The sequence below is a fragment of the Treponema sp. Marseille-Q4130 genome (assembly GCF_014334325.1).
GTDB lineage: Bacteria > Spirochaetota > Spirochaetia > Treponematales > Treponemataceae > Treponema_D.
Map to the genome: position 1 here is coordinate 124,754 of NZ_JACSET010000007.1, position 18,851 is coordinate 143,604.

Here is an 18,851-nt window from a genome sequence, read left to right on the forward strand (position 1 = left end):
CACACGATCGGCGCGACAACGGTACGCAGCGGTATGTCAGCTTTGCGCTTTTGCCCGTTCCGCGCTTTCGGCGACCTTCTCCCATTCTTCGCCGAGCGCAGTAAGACGCGCTTCCGTATCCGCGAGGCGCTTTTGTACGACACGTGATTTTTCTCCCGACGAATACACTTCGGGCTTTGCAAGTTCGTTTTCACATTCGGTCTTTTGCGCTTCGAGCGCGGCGATTTCCGCTTCAAGCCGTTCGACTTCGCGTTCGAGTTTGCGCTGTTCGGCTTTTCGCTTTTTCGCTTCTTCCCACGAAAGCTGTCCTCCCGCGAGTACATCGTTCGTACCGGAAAGATTTTCGCTCATGACCGAGCCTGCCGTACGAGAAACGGATTGCGCCTTTCCGTCGGCCGAAGATGCAAAAGACATACCGGCAACCGTTCCGTTTTTTTCCGCTTCGATGCGCTCAAGATAATACGCATAATCGCCCGGAAAAATGCGAAAGCGCCCCGCTTCGAGAGCGAGCACGCGCGTTGAAAGCCCTTCGATAAAACCGCGGTCATGGCTCACAAATACGACGGTACCGCCGAAATCTTTGAGCGCCTGCATAAGCACGTCTTTCGAATGCATATCGAGATGATTCGTCGGTTCGTCGAGCACGAGAAAATTGACCGGCGCGAGCAAAAGCTTTAAAAGAGCGATGCGATTTTTCTCCCCGCCCGAAAGCACGTCCAAACTTTTAAATACGTCGTCTCCGCGAAACAAAAACGCACCGAGCATGTCGCGCACTTTCGGAATCATTTCAAGCGGAGAGACACTTTCGATATAATCGATGATGCTTTCGCTGCCGGAGATTTCTTCCGAACTGTCCTGCGAAAAATAGCCCGTGCGCACACCGCTTCCGAATATGAGCTCGCCCGAAAAAGAAGTATCTTCCCCCGCGATGATCCGAAGGAGCGTCGATTTGCCCGCTCCGTTATGACCCGCGACCACGAGCCGATCCCCGTTTTCGATCGTTACGTCGAGCTTATCGAGTACATTGTGCTCTCCGTCATAGCTTTTCGTCACACCGTTTATGCGGAGCACGAGCTTTCCCGCATGAGGCGCGGGCGGAAAGGTAAAGCGGATTTTCTTCATCGATTCGGGGATCTCGATACGCTGTATTTTATCGAGCTGCTTTTGCCGCTCCTGCGCTTGAGATGCCTTTGTCGCTTTTGCGCCGAAGCGCCTGATAAATTCTTCAAGGTGACGGATTTCCTTTTGCTGCTGTTCGTAAGAGGCGATGAGTGTTTTCAATTCCGTTTTGCGCACCGCTTCGTAGTGCGTAAAGTTTCCCGGATAGCGTTTGAGTTCGCCGCCGAAAAGTTCGTACACATCGGTAACGCTGACGTCGAGAAAATAGCGGTCGTGGCTGACGAGCAAAAACCCGCCTTTGAACGACTGCAAAAATCGTTCGAGCCACGTGCGCGCTTCTATGTCGAGGTAATTCGTCGGCTCGTCGAGGAGGAGTATGTCGGGATTTTGCATGAGCACTTTTGCAAGTGCAATGCGCATCTGCCATCCGCCCGAAAACGCTTCCGTCCGTTTGGCAAAATCTTCGCGTGAAAAACCGAGCCCCGAAAGCACCGCTTCCGCCTGCGCCCGCCTTCTGTGCCAGCCGCTTTCGTCGAGCGCCGCAATAAGAGAAGCTTGACGCTCGGCGAGGTCGGACGAGCGTTCCGGATGCAGCGAAAGCTCGTCGCCTATCCTGTCGATTTCCGCCTGCATATCGTAGCCGAATTGAAATGCGGTATCCGCTTCTTCAAGCAGCGTGCGTCCCGCGTGCGTAAGCCCCGACTGCGGCAAATAGCCGATGCGCGCATCCTTTTGCACGACTCTCGTTCCGCTGTCGCAGGGGATGAGGCCGGCCATCACTTTGATGAGCGTCGATTTTCCTTCCCCGTTCGCTCCCGTAAGAGCGGCTTTGGTACCCGACTGCAGATTGATCGAAACGTTTTTTAATATGTCGCGGTCGCCGAATGCGAGCGACACTTTTGAAAACTGAACGAAAGCCATGTCAACCGCTGCTAATTTTTTTCGAAAAAGATGACGAGCGGACTCGAACCCCGCCTCACGAGGGTATTGCCTTCGAATCGCGCTTCGGATGCATCTTCGAAGCGTATGCCGTTAGTTTCGATTTTATACAAAAAATTCACTTTGGCTTTCATGCCTTCAAAGGAAAACGAAAGCACACCGTCGTACTGCGGCGAAAGCGATGCGTCGATAAAATAATCGATCCCGACCGTACCGCCGCCTTTTGCGCTTTCGGCGATGAGAGACGGAACGAGCCTTCGGTTGCCCCGCCACGTAAAGGAACCGTCGCCTTTGAGCGAAAGCTGTCCGTATGCGGCGCTTTTAAAATTCGGCCCCGCCGCTGCGATGCGCGCATATTCGGCTTCTCGCCGCTCTTTTTCTTCGGCGACGAGGGCGGCTATATCGACGTCCTCTCCGAGTGCGATAAAATTATAATCGCGCGGTCTGCCCGCATCGTCGGCACAAGTGACGGCGATATAATTGTTTTTGACGGAAACCTTTACGGGGGTATCGGTAAACGTATATTCGCCGTCGGCGGTTTTCATCGCCGCTCCGTAGTCCCATGAACCGTAGCGTTCGGGAAGGTTCAACGACACTTTTCGATTTTCGGCATCGACCGTAAAACAATAGGCGGCATTCATGCGAAGCGGATCGATTCTCTTTTCGCGTATCATCGCACGGTAATAATCGGGATACCATATCGTTCCGGCAAGCTTTTCAAATACGTCGTCTTTCTCTTCGGCACCGCTCCCCTCTCCAGCTGCGACGGCTCCTCCCTTTTGCGTTTCAAAGAGTTCGAGATTGTACGAAAAGCACCAGCCCTGTGTACCGCTCGACGTCAAAACGCGAAGCCAAGCGCCCTCAAGCGCATCGGATCCGACCATAACGGCCTGCCCCTCTCCCTTATACAGAATCTTAATAATTTCGCCTTTTCTGAGACGGTACACTTGTCTCGCCGTATTGACCGGTTCCGCGCGGATCGGAAGTCCGTCGAGCTTTACCGACGCATAGCGATGGAGGAATTCCGCGTACACAAGCTTCGCCTTTTTCAGTGCGCGACGGGAAGAGGGAGACGTAATCTGCCACAGCGGGATATCGAAACGCTCTTTGGAATCGGGTGCGGAGACGGCATAGGTGTGAGAAATATTCGAGCGGATATACACGGGAAGGATATCGCCGTCTTGAAGGCCGCGCTCGGGGATATCCCACAAAAGCATACCGTATCCCATAACGCGGGAACAGGACGCAAGCGCAAACGAAAGGGCGCAAAGCGCGATCAAACCGTATTTTTTCGGCAAACAAATCATAACGATAAGAATAACACAGAGATCCGAAAAAGTCATCGGCACGATTGCTGTGAGCCGATAGACTAAATGCGGAAAAATACATATACTGATAAAAACGTGTAAAAGAGTGTTTGACTTCTAAAGGAGTTCTTACGAATGAGCAAAAAAATTACCGTTTCTTTTTTCTTTGAAAAATCGGAGGCAAGCGCATGACCGATTCCGCAGACAAAAAACGATTTTCGATCCGTAAAAAATTAATTATTATTTTCGGACTGCTCATAGCGGTCGTACTGATCGGGGAAAGCATTTTTGCGATCCGTTCAACGCGCAAAGTCGTAACCGATCGTGTTCGAACCCACCTCACGGATAAGGCTGTCGACGTCGCGGAAATTATCGACGGAAGGATCACCGCATGGTTTCAATTGGTCGAAGGTATTGCGCGAATGCCCGATCTGCGCGATCCGTCGATTTCCGCAGCAGATAAAATCAAAATACTGCAGAGAGAAGCCGTGCATAATCCCAAAATATTGGAATTGGATGTAACGGATATGCGCGGGTACCGCCATACCGTTTCGGGGCAAACGGTTTTCGTCGCAGATAGGGAATGGTTCATACAGGCAAAAAACGGAAAGCCTTTTATCTCCGAGCCAATCGTTTCCCGTTCGGATAATAATTTTGTCATCGTCATTGCGGTGCCTCTCAGTAACGACAACAACGCGATTATCGGTGTTCTTCAATGCCTCATACGGGGAGAATCGCTTTCCGATATCATAGACGATATAAAAGTCGGGGAAACGGGCAATTGTTATGTTTTGGGTGCAACCGGCAATACGATCGCGGATGTAGATCGGGAATACGTACAATCGCTATACAATGCCGTTGAAGAGGCAAAGACGGATCCGAGTCTTGCATCGTTTGCAGAGTTTGAAAAAACCGCCGTGGAATCGAAAATTCCCGGAACCGGTTATTATACGTACGGAAATACGAAAAAAATAGGCGGCTACGCGAACAGTAAATTAGCCGATTGGACGGTGGTCGTAAAAGCTCCGTATGAGGAATTTATGGGAACCGTCAACAGGCTGAGCCTTACAATGGATTTGATCGGACTGACCATTTTGCTTTTGACGCTGGCTGTCATATATTTTATTGCCCGTAAAATGGTACAACCCGTTCAAAGTGTGGGTACTGCGTTGAAAAACATTGCGCAGGGAGACGGCGATCTGACGGTGCGTTTGGAGATCACCGGCAACGATGAAGTGACGGAATTGTCGGTATACTTTAATCAAACGATCGAAAAAATCGGTTACACGATAAAATCGATCGGCGAAAATACCGATACGATGAAATCGGTCGGCAATGAACTCGCATCGAATATGACCGAAACCGCAAGCGCCGTCCATGAAATAAGCAGCAACATCGACGGTGTAAAACAACAGGCGCTGACGCAGTCCGCAAGCGTTACTGAAACGGCGGCTACCATCGAAGAGATCATCAGAACGATCAAACAGCTGAACAACAGCATCGAAATACAGGCGGCAAGCGTTGCGCAATCTTCCGCCGCCATAGAAGAGATGGTTGCAAATATCGCAGCTATCGGGCAGACTCTCGACAAAACCGACGGTGTGATCAAAGACCTCGTATCGGCGACAGACGAAGGAAAAGATACGCTCGTCAATTCAAACGGTATCACGCAGCAGATCACGGAAGAATCGGGCAGTCTCATGGAAGCGTCGAACGTTATTCAGAATATCGCAAGGCAGACGAACCTCCTTGCGATGAACGCCGCGATCGAAGCGGCTCATGCGGGAGAAGCGGGAAAAGGCTTTGCCGTCGTCGCCGACGAAATCCGAAAGCTCGCGGAAGATTCGGCTGCGCAAGGTAAGACAATAACGTCGACGCTGAAATCGCTCGGCAACGAAATCGGTACGCTCGCTTCGTCCTCCAGAATCGTCGAAGAAAAATTCAATATCATCTTCACGCAATCCGAAGAAGTAAAATCGATGAGCGACCGCCTCACGGAAGCGATGCGCGAACAGGAAAGCGGCAGCAAAGAAGTACTCGTCGCGATCAAAGAGATCAATTCGGTGACAACGGAAGTACAGGCGGGATCGGAAGAGATGCTGAAAGGCGGAGAGCAGGTCGCCGATGAAATGCGCAAGCTCGACGATTTGACGCGCATCATCACCGACAGCATGAACGAAATGGCTTCAGGCGCGATGCAGATCAACAACGCCATACAGGATGTCAATTCGCTGACGCAAAAAAACAAAGCGAGCATCGAAAGCCTTGCAGCCGAAGTCGGAAAGTTTAAAGTCTGATACCGGAGCGCTCTCCGGCGGTTTACAGCGTTTCGATCACATCGCAAAGAGAACGCATTTGATCGGGCGTGCCGATCGTAATGCGAAGAAAATCTTCTATCCCCTTCGTCGCAAATCGTCGCACGAGGATGCCCCGCTCTTTTATGCGGCGGTACGCATCTTCTCCCGAAAGCCCCGCTTTACGCGCAAAGACGAAATTCGTTACGGAGGGGATGCAGTCCCAGCCCCGCGCGGCGAGGAACGCCGAAAACTTTTCCCGTTCGATTACGATTTTTTTTGTGCATTCGGCATAGTACGCGTCGTTTTCGCATGCAGCGATGCCCGCGATTTGAGAAGCGGCATCGATCGGAAAATGATTGAGCGAATTTTTTACCGTCGTCACCGTCCGCACGAGTTCGGGAGAGGCGACGATGTAGCCGAGCCGCATGCCGGCACCGCAAAAGCTTTTGCTGAACGTGCGGACGACGACCAAATTCGGAAAATCCGCAAGCAGCGGTATGCAGCTTTCGCCCCCGAAATCGACATAGGCTTCATCGACGACAAAGACCCTGTCGACCTTCGTCTCTTCAAGCATGGCGCGCACTTCGTTCCGCGAAAGAGAACGCCCTGTCGGCGCATTGGGATTTGCAAATATGATTCCTGAATTATTAATTTTTTCGCGTTCGATCATAGTGCGCGTATCGAGCGTCCAATCGCTTTTGAGTTTGACGAAGTCGAGCGGAATATCGTAAAAGCCGCCGTATACCGGATAAAAGCTGTACGAGAATTCGGGTGTGACGAGCTTTGTGTCCGAATCGAAAAAAGCATAAAACACGAATGAAAGCACTTCATCGCTTCCGTTGCCGGTATAGATCATATCGGGCGTCACCGTAAACGGTATCCTGTCCGCTTCCGACGGGCGGCACTTTTCGCCGGCGGGAACGGCGCGAGCGAGCACGCCGCCCGTTCTGTTGAGCATAGCCGCGATCGCCTCCCGCAGACGATGTGCATCGGGGTCGGGATAAAGCGCAAGTTTTTCCGGATGATTTTTAATAAAATCGGTAAGGGCGGAGATCACATTCGGACTCGGCGGATAGGGGTTTTCGTTTGCATTGAGTTTGATGTATGTCCTGTCCGACGGTTGTTCGCCCGGCACATAGGGATGCAACTGCGCCATTCGTTTGGAATTCATAGTATCGGTATTGTAATCACAGGACGCGGGAAAAACAAGTAGACCTGCGTACTCAGCAGTTGCCCGGGTACACGTATTCGAGATATTCGCGCGCGAGCGAAACCGATCGGTACACCGTGTCGACCGGCGTCGCATCGACATCTTTCATGCGCCAGTGCGGAAAAAAGCGCGTGATGTGCAGCGGAATCTTTTTATCGATGCTCGAAACCCACTGCGCGAGCGAGCGTATCTCATCTTCGCCGTCATTTTTTCCGGGAACGATGAGTGTCGTAACTTCGACGTGCGTCTTCTTCGCCGAGCGCACAATCGTATCTTTGACGACATCAAAATCGCCGCCCAAGCTTTCGTACCACTCTCGCGTAAATCCTTTCAAATCGATGTTCATCGCATCGATGTACGGCAATACTTTTTCGATCACAGTGCTGTTGACACAGCCGTTTGTGACGACGACGTTTTTCATACCGAGAGAGCGTACACAGCGCGATGCATCGCGCACGTATTCCCACGACACGAGCGGTTCGTTGTACGTGTATGCGACGCCGATATTGCCGCGAGGAGCAAGCGATAAAGCTTTTTCGGCAAGGGATTCGGGTGAAACATACGCCGTTTCGATGTCTCCGCCGCTTTGCGAAATCTCCGCATTTTGGCAAAACGGGCAGTGCATATTGCAGCCGAAACTTCCCGCCGACAAAATCATGCTTCCGGGAAAAAATCGATACAGCGGCTTTTTTTCGATCGGATCGAGAGCGAGCGCGGTAAGTCGTCCGTAATTGAGAGGGACGATGTTTCCGCCGCTGTTGATCCGGGCGCGGCATTTTCCCGTTCGGCCTTCGGCGAGAGAGCAGCGGTAAAAGCACGTGTCGCACGTCACACGCATTTCGGACTCAACGCTTTCCACGAAGCTCTCCCTGCTCCCTTCCCGTGTTGCGTTCCCAAAACACGCCGTCCGTATACCCTTGAATCGACGTATCGCGCTCCGCACGCGCGAGGCGCTTCAACGCAAGGAGGCAGTAGTCTTCGTTGATTTCGATACCGCAATACCTGCGCTCGAGCTTTTTTGCGACGACGGCCGTCGTACCCGAACCGAGAAAGGGATCGAAGACGAGCGAGCCTTTTTTCGAACTCGCCAATATCAATTTTGCGATAAGCTTTTCGGGCTTTTGCGTCGGATGCTCGGTGTTTTCGCTCATCGACCAATAAGGCACCGTGATGTCATCCCAAAAATTCGACGCGCCCGTCAAGCGGAATTTTCCGTCGTCGCCCTCTTCCCAATCTTTCGGTTTTCCGTCTTTGCGGTAGGGCGCTATGACGCGCCGCTTTTGCTTAACCGCATCCGCATCGAAATAATAATCACCGCTTACCGTCGCAAAAAAAATATCTTCCGAACAATTTTTCCAATTCGCTTTCGCCCCGCGTCCCTTTTCCCTCTGCCACGTAATGCGGTTTCGCACCGTCAAAAGACCGCTTGCCGCCGTGTACAAAGATGCCGCGCTCTTCCAATCGCCGCAAATATAAACGCTCGCATTTTTTTTGAGCAGCCGCACGACTTGAGGAAACCACGAAGCAAGGTAGTTCGCATACGCTTCATCTCCGCGAGACGCGAATTTTACGCCGCCGAAATTTTTTGTGATATTGTACGGCGGATCGATTATCATAAGGTCGACCGATTCCGACGGAAAAAAATCGATCGCCTTGAGCAAGTCGCCGTTGAATATCGAATCGACGATTTCATCTTTCGAAAGAGGGGCTGCCGCGCGGCGGATGAGCGGCTTTAATAATTTTCTGTCGTCCGCCGTAAGGACTGTCGTATGATTTCTCGGCGAAACTATTTTTGTATCTGCATCGTGTTCCATTGCAATACCCGGAATTTAATAATGGCGTACGACTTCAAAGCGTTCGAGTTCGGGATTTTCACTTTTGTCGATGCCGCCTTTTTTGCACGCGATTTCGATCTGTTCGTCGACCGTGTTTACCGTTTCGAGATTCGGCAAAAGCAAGCCGCGCCTGTTTCCCTTTGTCACGATGACGCCGTAGCGTTTTACGTCGAGCGCTTCTTTCGACGAAATTTTTTCAGGGCTTGCAAGGACGTCGACGCTGTAGACGAGAGATGAAAGTTCGTCTTCCGTCACTTCGGAAAAGCGCGGATCGGAAGAAGCTGCGCTTACGGCATTGTGCGCGATCTCTTGGGCAATGCTCTCCCGTACCGGTACGATCGTTCCGATACAGCCGCGGAGCATGCCGTCTTTTTTCAACGATACGAAAACTCCCGCGCGGTTTTCGAGCAAATCGTCCGAAAGTTCCATACGCTCGGAGCCGCTTGAGCACAGAGCCGCGCCTCTTTCGATGCGAAGCCTGCCTTTTGTTCGCACATAGTTTTCGACCGCAAGCCTTGCGAGGCGGACGTATTCGTCTTCGCTTTTTTTCCGCGCATCGAGAGAGCGCCTCTCCTCCGCTTCGTACCGCTCCAAAAAATTGCGCGTTTCGTCGCACCCCGTCACTTCATAGGCGCAGATCCCGTAGCCGACGCCGAAGGGTCCTTCGTAGGAAAGCTTTTCCGCTCGGACTGCCGTGCGGTCGAGGCTGCCCGCCATAATGATAAACGAACGATGACCGCACTCGGCGGCGTTTTCACAAAAATCGGGACTGAACGAAAAAAGCTTTCCGAAATCGGCACGTCCCATGACGTCCATAATGCGCTTATCGTAGACCGCTCCTTCCGCGCGATACCCGTAAGGCCCGTCAGATTTCAGCACGTGCGACAGATCGCCGCTTGCGACGACTACAATTCTTTTTCCCGTTTTTTCTGCAGCGTTTCGAATACACTCACCGAACGCATAATGCGCTTTGTACGACTGCCCCGAAAGACCGATACGCACGAGCTTATAATCGGTATAATATTTATTAATAAAATACAGCGGTACCGCCGTACCGTGGTCGAGCGAAGCCCGTCTTTCCCCTTTCGTGCCCGCTGCAATATCCGCTTTATCGGCTTCGCTGCAGACGGCTTTAACAAAATCGGCATCGTAAAAAAGGTGAAAGCGCACTTCCGGCGCACCGAAATCGGAAAAATTCCCGAACGCTTCGGTACCCGGCGATATATGAAAATAATCGCGATAGAGAGTTGCGTGCGGAGACGTGACGACGATCGTTTCGGGGTTGAGGTTCGCAATTTTTTTTGCGACTTGCACATACGCGGTAATCGTCGCCGCGATTTCATCTTCCCTGCCCTTACCTACTTCATGTACGATGAGAGGCGGATGCGGAACCGCAAATGCACCGATTATCGCCATAGCAACTCCCGTTTTAATAATTATTTTGCGTGCCGTTTCTGTAAAGGAACGGCATTTTCCGCTTTCAAGTGTACTCCATTTCACCGAAGTCGTAAACCTCGCATAAATCTCGTACATATATGTAAGCCGCACGTAAGCCGCGCCCTGTTCGAAACCGCGTAAATCCTTTATACTGTATCAATGTTCCGTTTGTATGTGGAAAGAAAGCACGGCTTTCAAAACGAAGCCGAGAGGATCAAATCGGAAATCGTTCATTTTTTGCGAATTCCGAGCGTTACGGGCGTGCGGTACTTGAACCGCTACGATGTCGAAAATATTTCCGACGAAGAAGCGAAAGAGGCCGCGCATCGAATTTTTTCCGAACCGCAGAGCGACGAATGTATTTTCGATGCGCTGCCGCTGCGTCCGGGCGAAACGGCGATCGCGTGGGAATACCTCCCCGGCCAATACGATCAACGCTCCGATTCCGCAGAGCAGTGTCTTTTGCTCTTGCGCGCAAGCCTTCCCGAAAAAAGCCGCGGTACGAAGCCGCCCCGTGTGCGGTGCGCAAAGGTCGTCCTCCTTTCAGGCGAGGTGAGCGCGCGCGACATTGAGCGCATTCAAAGCTACCTTATCAATCCCGTCGATTCGCGTCTTGCAGGAGACGCCGTCCCCGACACGCTTGAATTGAAAGCGGCTCCTCCCTCAGACATTCCGTCCGTTGCGGGATTTATCGGCATGGGCGAAAGCGAGCTCGCCTCTCTTCGAAAGCGCATGGCGCTTGCAATGGATGCGGCCGACGTCGAATTCATGCAGGATTATTTTAAAAAGGAAGGACGCGATCCGACGGAAACTGAAATCCGCGTACTCGATACGTATTGGTCGGATCACTGCCGGCATACGACGTTCCTTACGGAATTGACGGACATTAAAATCGAAGACGGCGCCTATGCTCCGCTTTTTACTTCATCGCTTAAAACCTATACCGATATGCGCGTCGACGTGTACGGAAAAGCGGAAAAACCCGTGACGCTCATGGATATGGCGGTCATCGGTGCAAAGTATTTGCGGAAGCACGGCAAACTCGACGATCTGGAAGCGTCCGAAGAAAACAATGCGTGTTCGCTGTTTATCGACGTGCATTATACGACGGACAAAGACGGCAAACCGCTCTCTCCCGATTCGCCGGGCGAAACGGAAAAGTGGCTGCTGTTATTTAAAAACGAAACGCACAATCATCCGACGGAGATCGAACCTTTCGGAGGAGCTGCGACGTGTATCGGAGGCGCGATCCGCGATCCGCTTTCGGGAAGAGCGTGGGTATACCAAGCGCTCCGCGTGACGGGAGCAGCCGATCCGACCGTGCCGATTTCCGAAACGATTCCCGGAAAACTTCCGCAGATGAAGCTGTGCAGGGAAGCGGCTCAGGGATTTTCTTCGTACGGTAATCAAATAGGGCTTGCGACGGGACAAGTCGCGGAATTGTATCATCCGGGCTATGGGGCAAAGCGCATGGAATGCGGGGCGGTCATCGCCGCTTCTCCCGCGGACTCCGTTGTCCGCGAAAGACCGGAAGCGGGCGACGTCGTCATTTTGCTCGGCGGCGGTACGGGACGCGACGGCATCGGAGGGGCTACGGGTTCGTCGAAAGTGCACACCAAAGAATCGGTGACGAGCGCGGGCGCGGAAGTGCAAAAAGGCAACGCCGTCGAGGAACGAAAGATACAGCGCCTTTTCCGCGATAAAAAAGTGAGTTTGATGATACGCCGTTCGAACGACTTCGGCGCAGGCGGTGTGTCAGTCGCGGTCGGAGAACTGGCGGCGGGGCTCGACATCGACCTCGATGCGGTGCCTAAAAAATACGACGGCTTAAACGGCACCGAGCTTGCGATTTCCGAATCGCAGGAACGCATGGCGGTCGTCGTACGCGAAAAGGATGCGCGCGCTTTTATCGACCTTGCGGCAAAGGAAAATCTCCGTGCGGTCGTCGTCGCAAAAGTGACCGGCACGAATCGCCTCGTCATGAAATGGAGGGGCAAAACGATCGTCGATCTTTCCCGCGATTTTCTCGACGCTGCCGGCGCTCCTCACAAAGCGCGTGCGTACATTGAAAACCCCGCGCTGCCCGAAACTTCGCCGCTCGTCCGCCCGCTCGAAACCGTTTCAAAAAAATTGCCCTCATCGCTTTCGGATGCGTGGCTTGCAAATATAAACGATTTGGCCTGCTGTTCCGAACGCGGCCTTTCCGAACGCTTCGACGGTTCCATCGGATCCGCAACCGTTTTGTTTCCGTTCGGCGGAAAATATCAGCGTACGCCCGAAGCGGCTATGGCGGCAAAAATTCCCGTCGCCTCTCCGCGTGAAACCTCGACGGCGAGCATGATGTCTTTCGGCTTCGATCCCTTCGTCGGCGAATGGAGCGCATGGCACGGCGCGCAAACGGCGGTCCTTTCATCCCTTGCAAAGATCGTGTGTATCGGCGGAAACGCCGCTTCGTGCCGCCTGTCGTTTCAAGAGTACTTCGGCCGCGCCGTCGATGAAAAGACGTGGGGCTATCCTGCGGCGGCTTTGCTCGGCGCGCTCGATGCGCAAAAGAAGACGGGCTGTGCGTCGATCGGCGGAAAAGACAGTATGAGCGGCACCTTCGAAAATATAAACGTTCCGCACACGCTCGTGTCGTTCGCCGTAACGCACGATAAAGCTGAGCGAGTGACGAGCGGTTCGTTTAAAAAATCGGGGAACGCGATCTATTTCGTCGGCACTCCCTATTCGCCGCTCCTTGCTCCCGATTTCACCGCATTTATGCAAAATGCCGCAATCCTCTATCGCTTGAACGCATCCGGCGCCATACGCGCGATGTATCCCGTCGGTTCGGGCGGCATCGCGGAAGCTCTTACGAAGATGATGATGGGAAACGGTATCGGAGGACGCATCGATGCCGTGCCGCTTTCGTTTACGAGAGCGCACATACAGGGCGCGAAAGCGTCTTCGGTCGATCTCTTTACGCCGCAATACGGCTCGATCATCTTGGAAGCCGCACCCGAAGCGGAAAGCGAAATCGATAAAGCGGGTTTTGTTTCCGGTACGATTGTTAAAATCGGCGAGACGATACGCGAAAGTGAAATCGTCGTCGAAGACGAAAATGCGGGAATTCCGCACACGAAGATTTTCCTTTCGGATGCCGAAAAAGCATGGGAGTCGAAACTCTCAAAAGTATTTCCTCCCGTATCCGAAAGCCCGGCTCCGCCTGCGCTTCCCTCCTTTGCGCTTGCCGCACATCCTTCGCTTGCCGATTTGAGGAGCCGCGTTTCGCTCGGCAAAAAAAGCTTTGCCGCTCCGACAAAAAAGGTACGCGTGCTCATCCCCGTTTTTCCGGGAACGAACTGCGAATACGATATGGCGCGCGCGTTCACCGTCGCAGGAGCCGAAACGAAGATCGCAGTCTTTGCAAACAATACTCCCCGAGCCCTCGAAGAGTCGCTCGAAACGCTTGAGCGGGAATTGAAAGGCGCGCAGATTTTAGCGCTTGCCGGAGGATTTTCCGGAGGAGACGAGCCCGACGGTTCGGGTAAATTCATCGCAAACGTTTTGCGCGAGGGGCGCATCGCAGAGCAAGTGATGCAGCTTATTAAAAAGCGGGACGGTCTCATCCTCGGCATCTGTAACGGTTTTCAGGCCCTCATCAAAACGGGGCTCGTGCCTTTCGGTGAGATCCGCACGATGACCGCCGATATGCCCACCCTCACGTTCAATACCGTCGGACGCCACATTTCGCGCATCGCCCGTACTCGCACGGTGAGCGCATTGAGTCCGTGGGCACTCGATGCGTCGGTTATCGACGAGAGGGTACACTTGATTCCCGTTTCACACGGGGAAGGCCGCATCGTTGTTGCAGCATCGCTTGCCCAACAGCTTTTCGCTTCGGGACAAGTGTTTTCGCAATACGTTGATGCCCTGGGTGTGCCTGCCGTAACCGAGCCGGACAATCCGAACGGCTCTCTCTTTGCAATCGAAGGGCTTACGAGTCCCGACGGCCGCGTGCTCGGTAAAATGGGACACAGCGAGCGCACGATCGGCATCGACGGAGGAGGCGCTTCGCGTGACCTCATCAAAAACGTCGCAGGCGATCCGCTTGCAAACAAATATGAAACTTCCTGTCAAAACATCTTTGCGGCGGGGGTACGATATTTTAATAATTAATAATATGGAGTATATGATGTTTAACAAAAAGATAAAACCGATAATCGGCGCTTTGGCGATCGCAACGTTTTTCGCGGGCTGCTCCGCTTCCGCAAGAGCAGGCAAAAACGGCTGGTACGTCGATTACGATGAAGCAAAAAAAGCCGCGCAGAAAAAAAATAAAAATCTCCTCATCCTTTTTTCCGTGGTCGACAATGACGAGGAAAGCCGAGCGCTCAAAGAAAAAGTGTTCGACACGAAAGAATTCGTATCCGCTCTTTCAAAGCGTTTTATCCTCGTCAATTTGGATTTTTCGGCCTCACTCTCCGGCGATGACGAAGGTCAAAGCGAAAAAGAGAAAAAAAAGGCGGAAGAGCGGCAGCGGAAAATCGACTACATGGGGTACATCGCCTCTCTCTATAACGTCGATTCCATCCCTTCTGTTTTCCTTGCGACGAAAGAAGGCTATTGTGCGGCGAAGATCGAAACTTCCGATGAAGATGCCGCCCCCGAAGCATATATAAAACTCATCGAAAGCAAATCGGCCGATCTCGATAAAATCAATACATTGGCTGATGCGGTGCGCGCTGCGTCGGGAGCAGAAAAAGTGCTTGCAATCGATGCGCTCACGGAAGCGACGGAGAATACGCGGCGCCTGCTTTTGGCCGATCTTTTCCGTACGGTTTCTTCCCTCGATCCCGAAAATGAAACGGGATTTGTCGGCAAATATATTTTACTCACGGCCGTCTCCGATGCGTCGACATTTTATATGCAGCGCGATTTCACTTCCGCGATTCAAGCGCTCGCTTCGGCCCCAGAAGACAAGCGCCTCAGCGGACGCGAACGACAGCAGGCGTATTATTATGCGGGCGAATTTTTAATAACGAGCGGCAGTACCGATTATAAAGCCGTCTTCGATTATTTTCAAAAATCCTACGACGCCGATCCCGAAAGCGAATATGCGCCGCGCATAGCACGAATGCTTGTAAGCTTAAAGGAAGAGATCGAGCGGATTTCCGGCGACGGGAAGCAGCGATAAATTATGGAAAACGACCCCCCCGATAATCCTGCAACCGTCGTTTTACTGATAGCCGCGGCTGCCGTTTTAATAACGCTGTCCGCGCTCTTTTCGATTTCCGAAAGTTCGTTCCTCGGAATGAACAAACTCCGTCTCCGCATAAAACGCAAAAGCGGAGACAGGAGTGCGCTTCGGGCGGCAAAGCTGCTCGAAAAAAAAGACGTACTTATCAATTCCCTGCTCGTTGCAAACGATCTCGTGAACATCCTCCTTTCCGCAATCCTCACCGCCGCCGCAATCGCGCTCTTCGGAAAAAAAGGTGTCGGGATCGCAACGTTTACGACAACGATTCTTTTATTGATTTTCGGCGAGATAACGCCGAAAGCGGTTTCGACGCGGCACCCCGATGTGTTCGCGTATGCGCTTTCGAAATTCGTCTCCGTCACCGTTTTTATCTTCAAACCGATTTCGATCGCGTTTACCGCCGTCGCACACGCGGTGCTGCATTTGTTCGGCGTGAGCACAAAAAAGCCCGACCGGTCGTATACCGAAGAAGAGATCAAAACCTTTATCGCCGTCGGTGCGGAAAGCGGTGCGCTCGAAAAAGACGAAAATGCGATCATGAACCGCGTTTTCAAATTCACCGATTTGGAAGCGCAGGATATCATGATCCCGCGTACGAAAATCGTCGCCGTATCCGATAAGGCAAGCTGGCGCGACATCATCGAAAGAGCCGAGCGATCGCGCTTTTCGCGCTTTCCCGTTTATCGTAAAGACATCGACGATATCGTCGGCGTCCTCTATATAAAAGATTTGCTCGCGTACAAAGAAAAGGCGGATGCGTTTTCCGTGCGGAGCGTCATGCACGAACCGATTTTTATCCTCGGTACGAAAAAGATGTCGTCGGTGCAGGAAATGCTCCGCGAAAACCGTCAGTCCCTTGCGATTGTCGTTGACGAATATTCGGGCACCGACGGCATCATCACGCAGAGCGACATCGCCCGCGAAATTTTCGGCATAACCGATTCGAATGCGAGCGGACGCGGGCATTTGCCTCCGGTAAAAATCGAAGATACGTCCGACTTCGTAACCGGCGGCGATATGCTGCTGAGCGAAGCGCGGGAGCTGCTGCATGTTCCGTTTGCATCTGACATAAACGAAACGCTCGGCGGCTGGATCACCGAGAAGCTCGGCGATATGCCGCGTGCGGGAGACTGCATCGAATACGAAGGACTGCGTTTTACCGTGCTTTCGATAAAAGACCGGAGAATTAATAAAATTCACGTAAAGCGCATCGCGGACGACGGAGAGGAATGATATGAATACCGTCGTCATATTAATAATTTTGATCGTGCTCGTCGCGCTTATCGGATTTTTTGCGGCATCGGAAACGGCGTACCTTTCCCTTTCGAAAATCAAATTGCGAGAACTCGTGCAGAGTAAAAAACGCTGTGCGAAAACCGCGCTCGCTCTCCGAAACGATATGGACAGGCTGTTGACGCTCGTGCTCGTCGGAATCAATTTTTTTAATACCTTCGCCGCGTCCCTTGCAACCGCGCTCGCCGTTTCGATCGTCGGTTCAAGCGGCGTCGGCATTGCGACAATCGTCATTACTTCCCTCGTAACGATTTTCGGCGAGATCATTCCGAAGACGGCCGCTGTCTTGCATCCGGATACTACGGCACTGCGCTTTGCGCCGCTTTTGCGCGCGCTTGAAAAAATATTTTTTCCGATCGTATGGTTTTTTTCGCGGATTTCACGCGGCACTTCGTTCATCGTCGGAAAATTTTGGAAGGACGACGAAGAGGATGTGACGGAAGAAGACATCAAAATGATGATCGCGGTCGCCGCGCGCGAAGGAACGCTCGAAGAAGGCGAAAGCAAAATGCTTTCGAAAATCTTTCAGTTCAGCGATCTGCGCGTCCACGATATCATGAAGCACCGCTCGCTCGTAAACGCCGTTTCCGCCGACAGCGATTATGCGCACATCTCCGATATCTTTTTGACGACAGGCTGTTCGCGCATTCCCGTTTTCGAACATACGCCCGATGCGATCGTCGGCGTGCTCGGATACAAATCGGTACTCTTCAGTTCCGAAAAAGAAACGAAACGGAGCGATTTTATCCGCCGGAAAATGTCACGTGCGCTCTTCGTTCCCGAAACCTTTACCGCCCTCGAAATGCTCGAAGATTTTAAAAAAGCGCACACTGATTTTGCCGTCGTGCTCGACGAGCAGGGCTGTACTGCAGGCATCGTTACGACGGACGATGTGATGCGCGTCGTATTCGGACGCATGACCGATGAAAATCCGACATCCGATATCGCTCCCGAATCGCGGATTACGCTGGTCGGAAAATCGGAATACATCGTGCCGGGCGATATGAAGCTCGACGACGTAAACGCCGTCCTCAAACTCGATTTGGAATCGGAAGATTTCAACACGCTCGGAGGTTGGCTGCTCGAAAAGTTCGGATACTTACCGTCGGCGAGCGAAGCGTATATAGACGGGACGACGGCGTACATCGTTGAAGACCAGGCGAGGCGCCGCATTTTATCGGTGCGCATAAAAAAAGGCGCCGGCCGAATTCAAAAATTTAATCGATAAGTGCAGCCGAGCGAAATCTCACCCGTACTGCGCGAAGCCCCGCCTTCGGCGTCATCGGTTCCGTGCCACGACCCCGTCGGTCGAGTCGCCTCGTACGTCGCTCCCCGTATACGGCGCGTCAGCATCCACGAAAACGCGAGCGACAACGATATGTTTTTATTAAAAGCATATACGGCTTCGGCGCCGAATCGATATGAGGAAAACCATCCGTGCAAAATGTCGGCAAAGTATCTGTCGGAACTTGTGCCGGATCCGCCGTAGTGATGATCGAGTGCCTGTATATACGTATACGGTGCAAAGGCGAACGAAAGCGCAAGCGTAAATTTATTATTAAAAAAGGTATCGAACGAAACGCCGAACCATGTATGCACTTCTTCGCGCGTATAATCGATTCCAAGCGGAACGTAGGGCTTTGCGGTGGGATCGTTCCACGCAACGCCCGTATGGGTAAGTATATCATAACCTTCCCATGCGCGCCCGTTCCGTGCTTTGAAAGCGATGCGTGAGTAATCGACTCCGCAAAAAGGACGGATCGCAAAGGTATCCGCTATTTGAAATGCATACGAGATTTGTCCGCCGAACGCATACGAAGAGGCGAGCATGTTTTTATGAATCGAATACGTGGTTTTTAAATCCGTCAGCGTTTTCCAATCGGAGTCTTCCATATTGCCCGATCGCATCGGAACGGCGCCGCGCGCGAAGCCTTGAATCGACAGTGCTTTCCATAACACGCCGACGGCGCCTCCGAAGTACAGCGCGGGTTTTATATCCCAATCGAGTTCGCTGATTTTTTTATAATTTCCGTCGACATCTTTTTTATAGACAAATTCGTCGATCGTACCGTATTCGACGGAAAAGAGCGGCGTGACGGCAACGCTCCAAACTTTTGCAGAAAGAGTTTTGATCATCGACGCAGACAGAAAAATAACAATTAATAATTTTGTCGT

The 18,851-nt window shown here is 52.4% G+C and carries 12 protein-coding genes; 5 read left to right on the top strand and 7 right to left on the bottom strand.

The genetic code is table 11. The annotated features are described in order from the left end of the window. Nucleotides 1–36 precede the first annotated feature (36 nt). Both H9I36_RS08915 and H9I36_RS08920 read right to left on the bottom strand, forming a co-directional pair. A complete protein-coding gene (locus H9I36_RS08915; RefSeq protein WP_187385003.1) occupies nt 37–2,040 on the bottom strand; it encodes an ABC-F family ATP-binding cassette domain-containing protein in 2,004 nt (667 codons plus the stop codon). 11 nt (nt 2,041–2,051) lie between these two features. After that, nucleotides 2,052–3,365: an SH3 domain-containing protein gene (locus H9I36_RS08920; RefSeq protein WP_187385004.1), complete on the bottom strand. Its 1,314-nt coding sequence runs from the start codon at nt 3,363–3,365 to the stop codon at nt 2,052–2,054. A 188-nt stretch (nt 3,366–3,553) separates the two neighbouring features. Here H9I36_RS08920 and H9I36_RS08925 point away from each other — a divergent pair, with 188 nt between their 5' ends. After that, the gene (locus H9I36_RS08925) at nt 3,554–5,662 is read left to right on the top strand and encodes a methyl-accepting chemotaxis protein (protein ID WP_187385005.1); all 2,109 of its coding nucleotides are present in this window, start codon (nt 3,554–3,556) and stop codon (nt 5,660–5,662) included. Nucleotides 5,663–5,684: 22 nt separating this feature from the next. Here H9I36_RS08925 and hisC read toward each other — a convergent pair whose 3' ends face one another. The 4 genes from hisC to amrA are packed head-to-tail and all read right to left on the bottom strand — an operon-like array spanning nt 5,685 to nt 10,123. Continuing rightward, nucleotides 5,685–6,833, bottom strand: coding sequence for a histidinol-phosphate transaminase (gene hisC / locus H9I36_RS08930; RefSeq protein ID WP_187385006.1), 1,149 nt, complete (start codon nt 6,831–6,833; stop codon nt 5,685–5,687). Between the two features lie 52 nt (nt 6,834–6,885). Next, nucleotides 6,886–7,731 carry an AmmeMemoRadiSam system radical SAM enzyme gene (gene amrS, locus H9I36_RS08935; protein WP_370586965.1) on the bottom strand — a complete coding sequence of 282 codons (846 nt, stop codon included), beginning with the start codon at nt 7,729–7,731 and terminating at the stop codon, nt 6,886–6,888. Further along, nucleotides 7,718–8,686, bottom strand: a complete 969-nt coding sequence (locus tag H9I36_RS08940) for a DNA-methyltransferase (RefSeq protein WP_187385007.1) — start codon at nt 8,684–8,686, stop codon at nt 7,718–7,720. Before H9I36_RS08940 ends, amrS begins: the two co-directional genes overlap by 14 nt. 15 nt (nt 8,687–8,701) lie before the next feature. Next, nucleotides 8,702–10,123 (bottom strand): AmmeMemoRadiSam system protein A, encoded by a 1,422-nt coding sequence (gene amrA / locus H9I36_RS08945; protein ID WP_187385008.1) that lies wholly within the window; start codon nt 10,121–10,123, stop codon nt 8,702–8,704. Between the two features lie 180 nt (nt 10,124–10,303). On the opposite strand from amrA, the gene H9I36_RS08950 reads away from it, so the two are divergent. From H9I36_RS08950 to H9I36_RS08965, 4 genes are read left to right on the top strand one after another with little or no spacing between them, the layout of a single operon-like run. Further along, nucleotides 10,304–14,302, top strand: a complete 3,999-nt coding sequence (locus H9I36_RS08950; protein WP_187385009.1) for a phosphoribosylformylglycinamidine synthase — start codon at nt 10,304–10,306, stop codon at nt 14,300–14,302. Nucleotides 14,303–14,306: 4 nt separating this feature from the next. Beyond that, nucleotides 14,307–15,320 carry a thioredoxin family protein gene (locus tag H9I36_RS08955; RefSeq protein ID WP_187385010.1) on the top strand — a complete coding sequence of 338 codons (1,014 nt, stop codon included), beginning with the start codon at nt 14,307–14,309 and terminating at the stop codon, nt 15,318–15,320. Between the two features lie 3 nt (nt 15,321–15,323). Then, nucleotides 15,324–16,616 (top strand): hemolysin family protein, encoded by a 1,293-nt coding sequence (locus H9I36_RS08960; protein ID WP_187385011.1) that lies wholly within the window; start codon nt 15,324–15,326, stop codon nt 16,614–16,616. Nucleotide 16,617: 1 nt separating this feature from the next. Further along, nucleotides 16,618–17,904 (top strand): hemolysin family protein, encoded by a 1,287-nt coding sequence (locus H9I36_RS08965; RefSeq protein WP_187385012.1) that lies wholly within the window; start codon nt 16,618–16,620, stop codon nt 17,902–17,904. Here the strand turns inward: H9I36_RS08965 and H9I36_RS08970 are convergent. Then, nucleotides 17,886–18,812, bottom strand: coding sequence for an omptin family outer membrane protease (locus H9I36_RS08970; protein ID WP_187385013.1), 927 nt, complete (start codon nt 18,810–18,812; stop codon nt 17,886–17,888). The genes H9I36_RS08965 and H9I36_RS08970 overlap by 19 nt on opposite strands. Nucleotides 18,813–18,851: the final 39 nt, after the last annotated feature.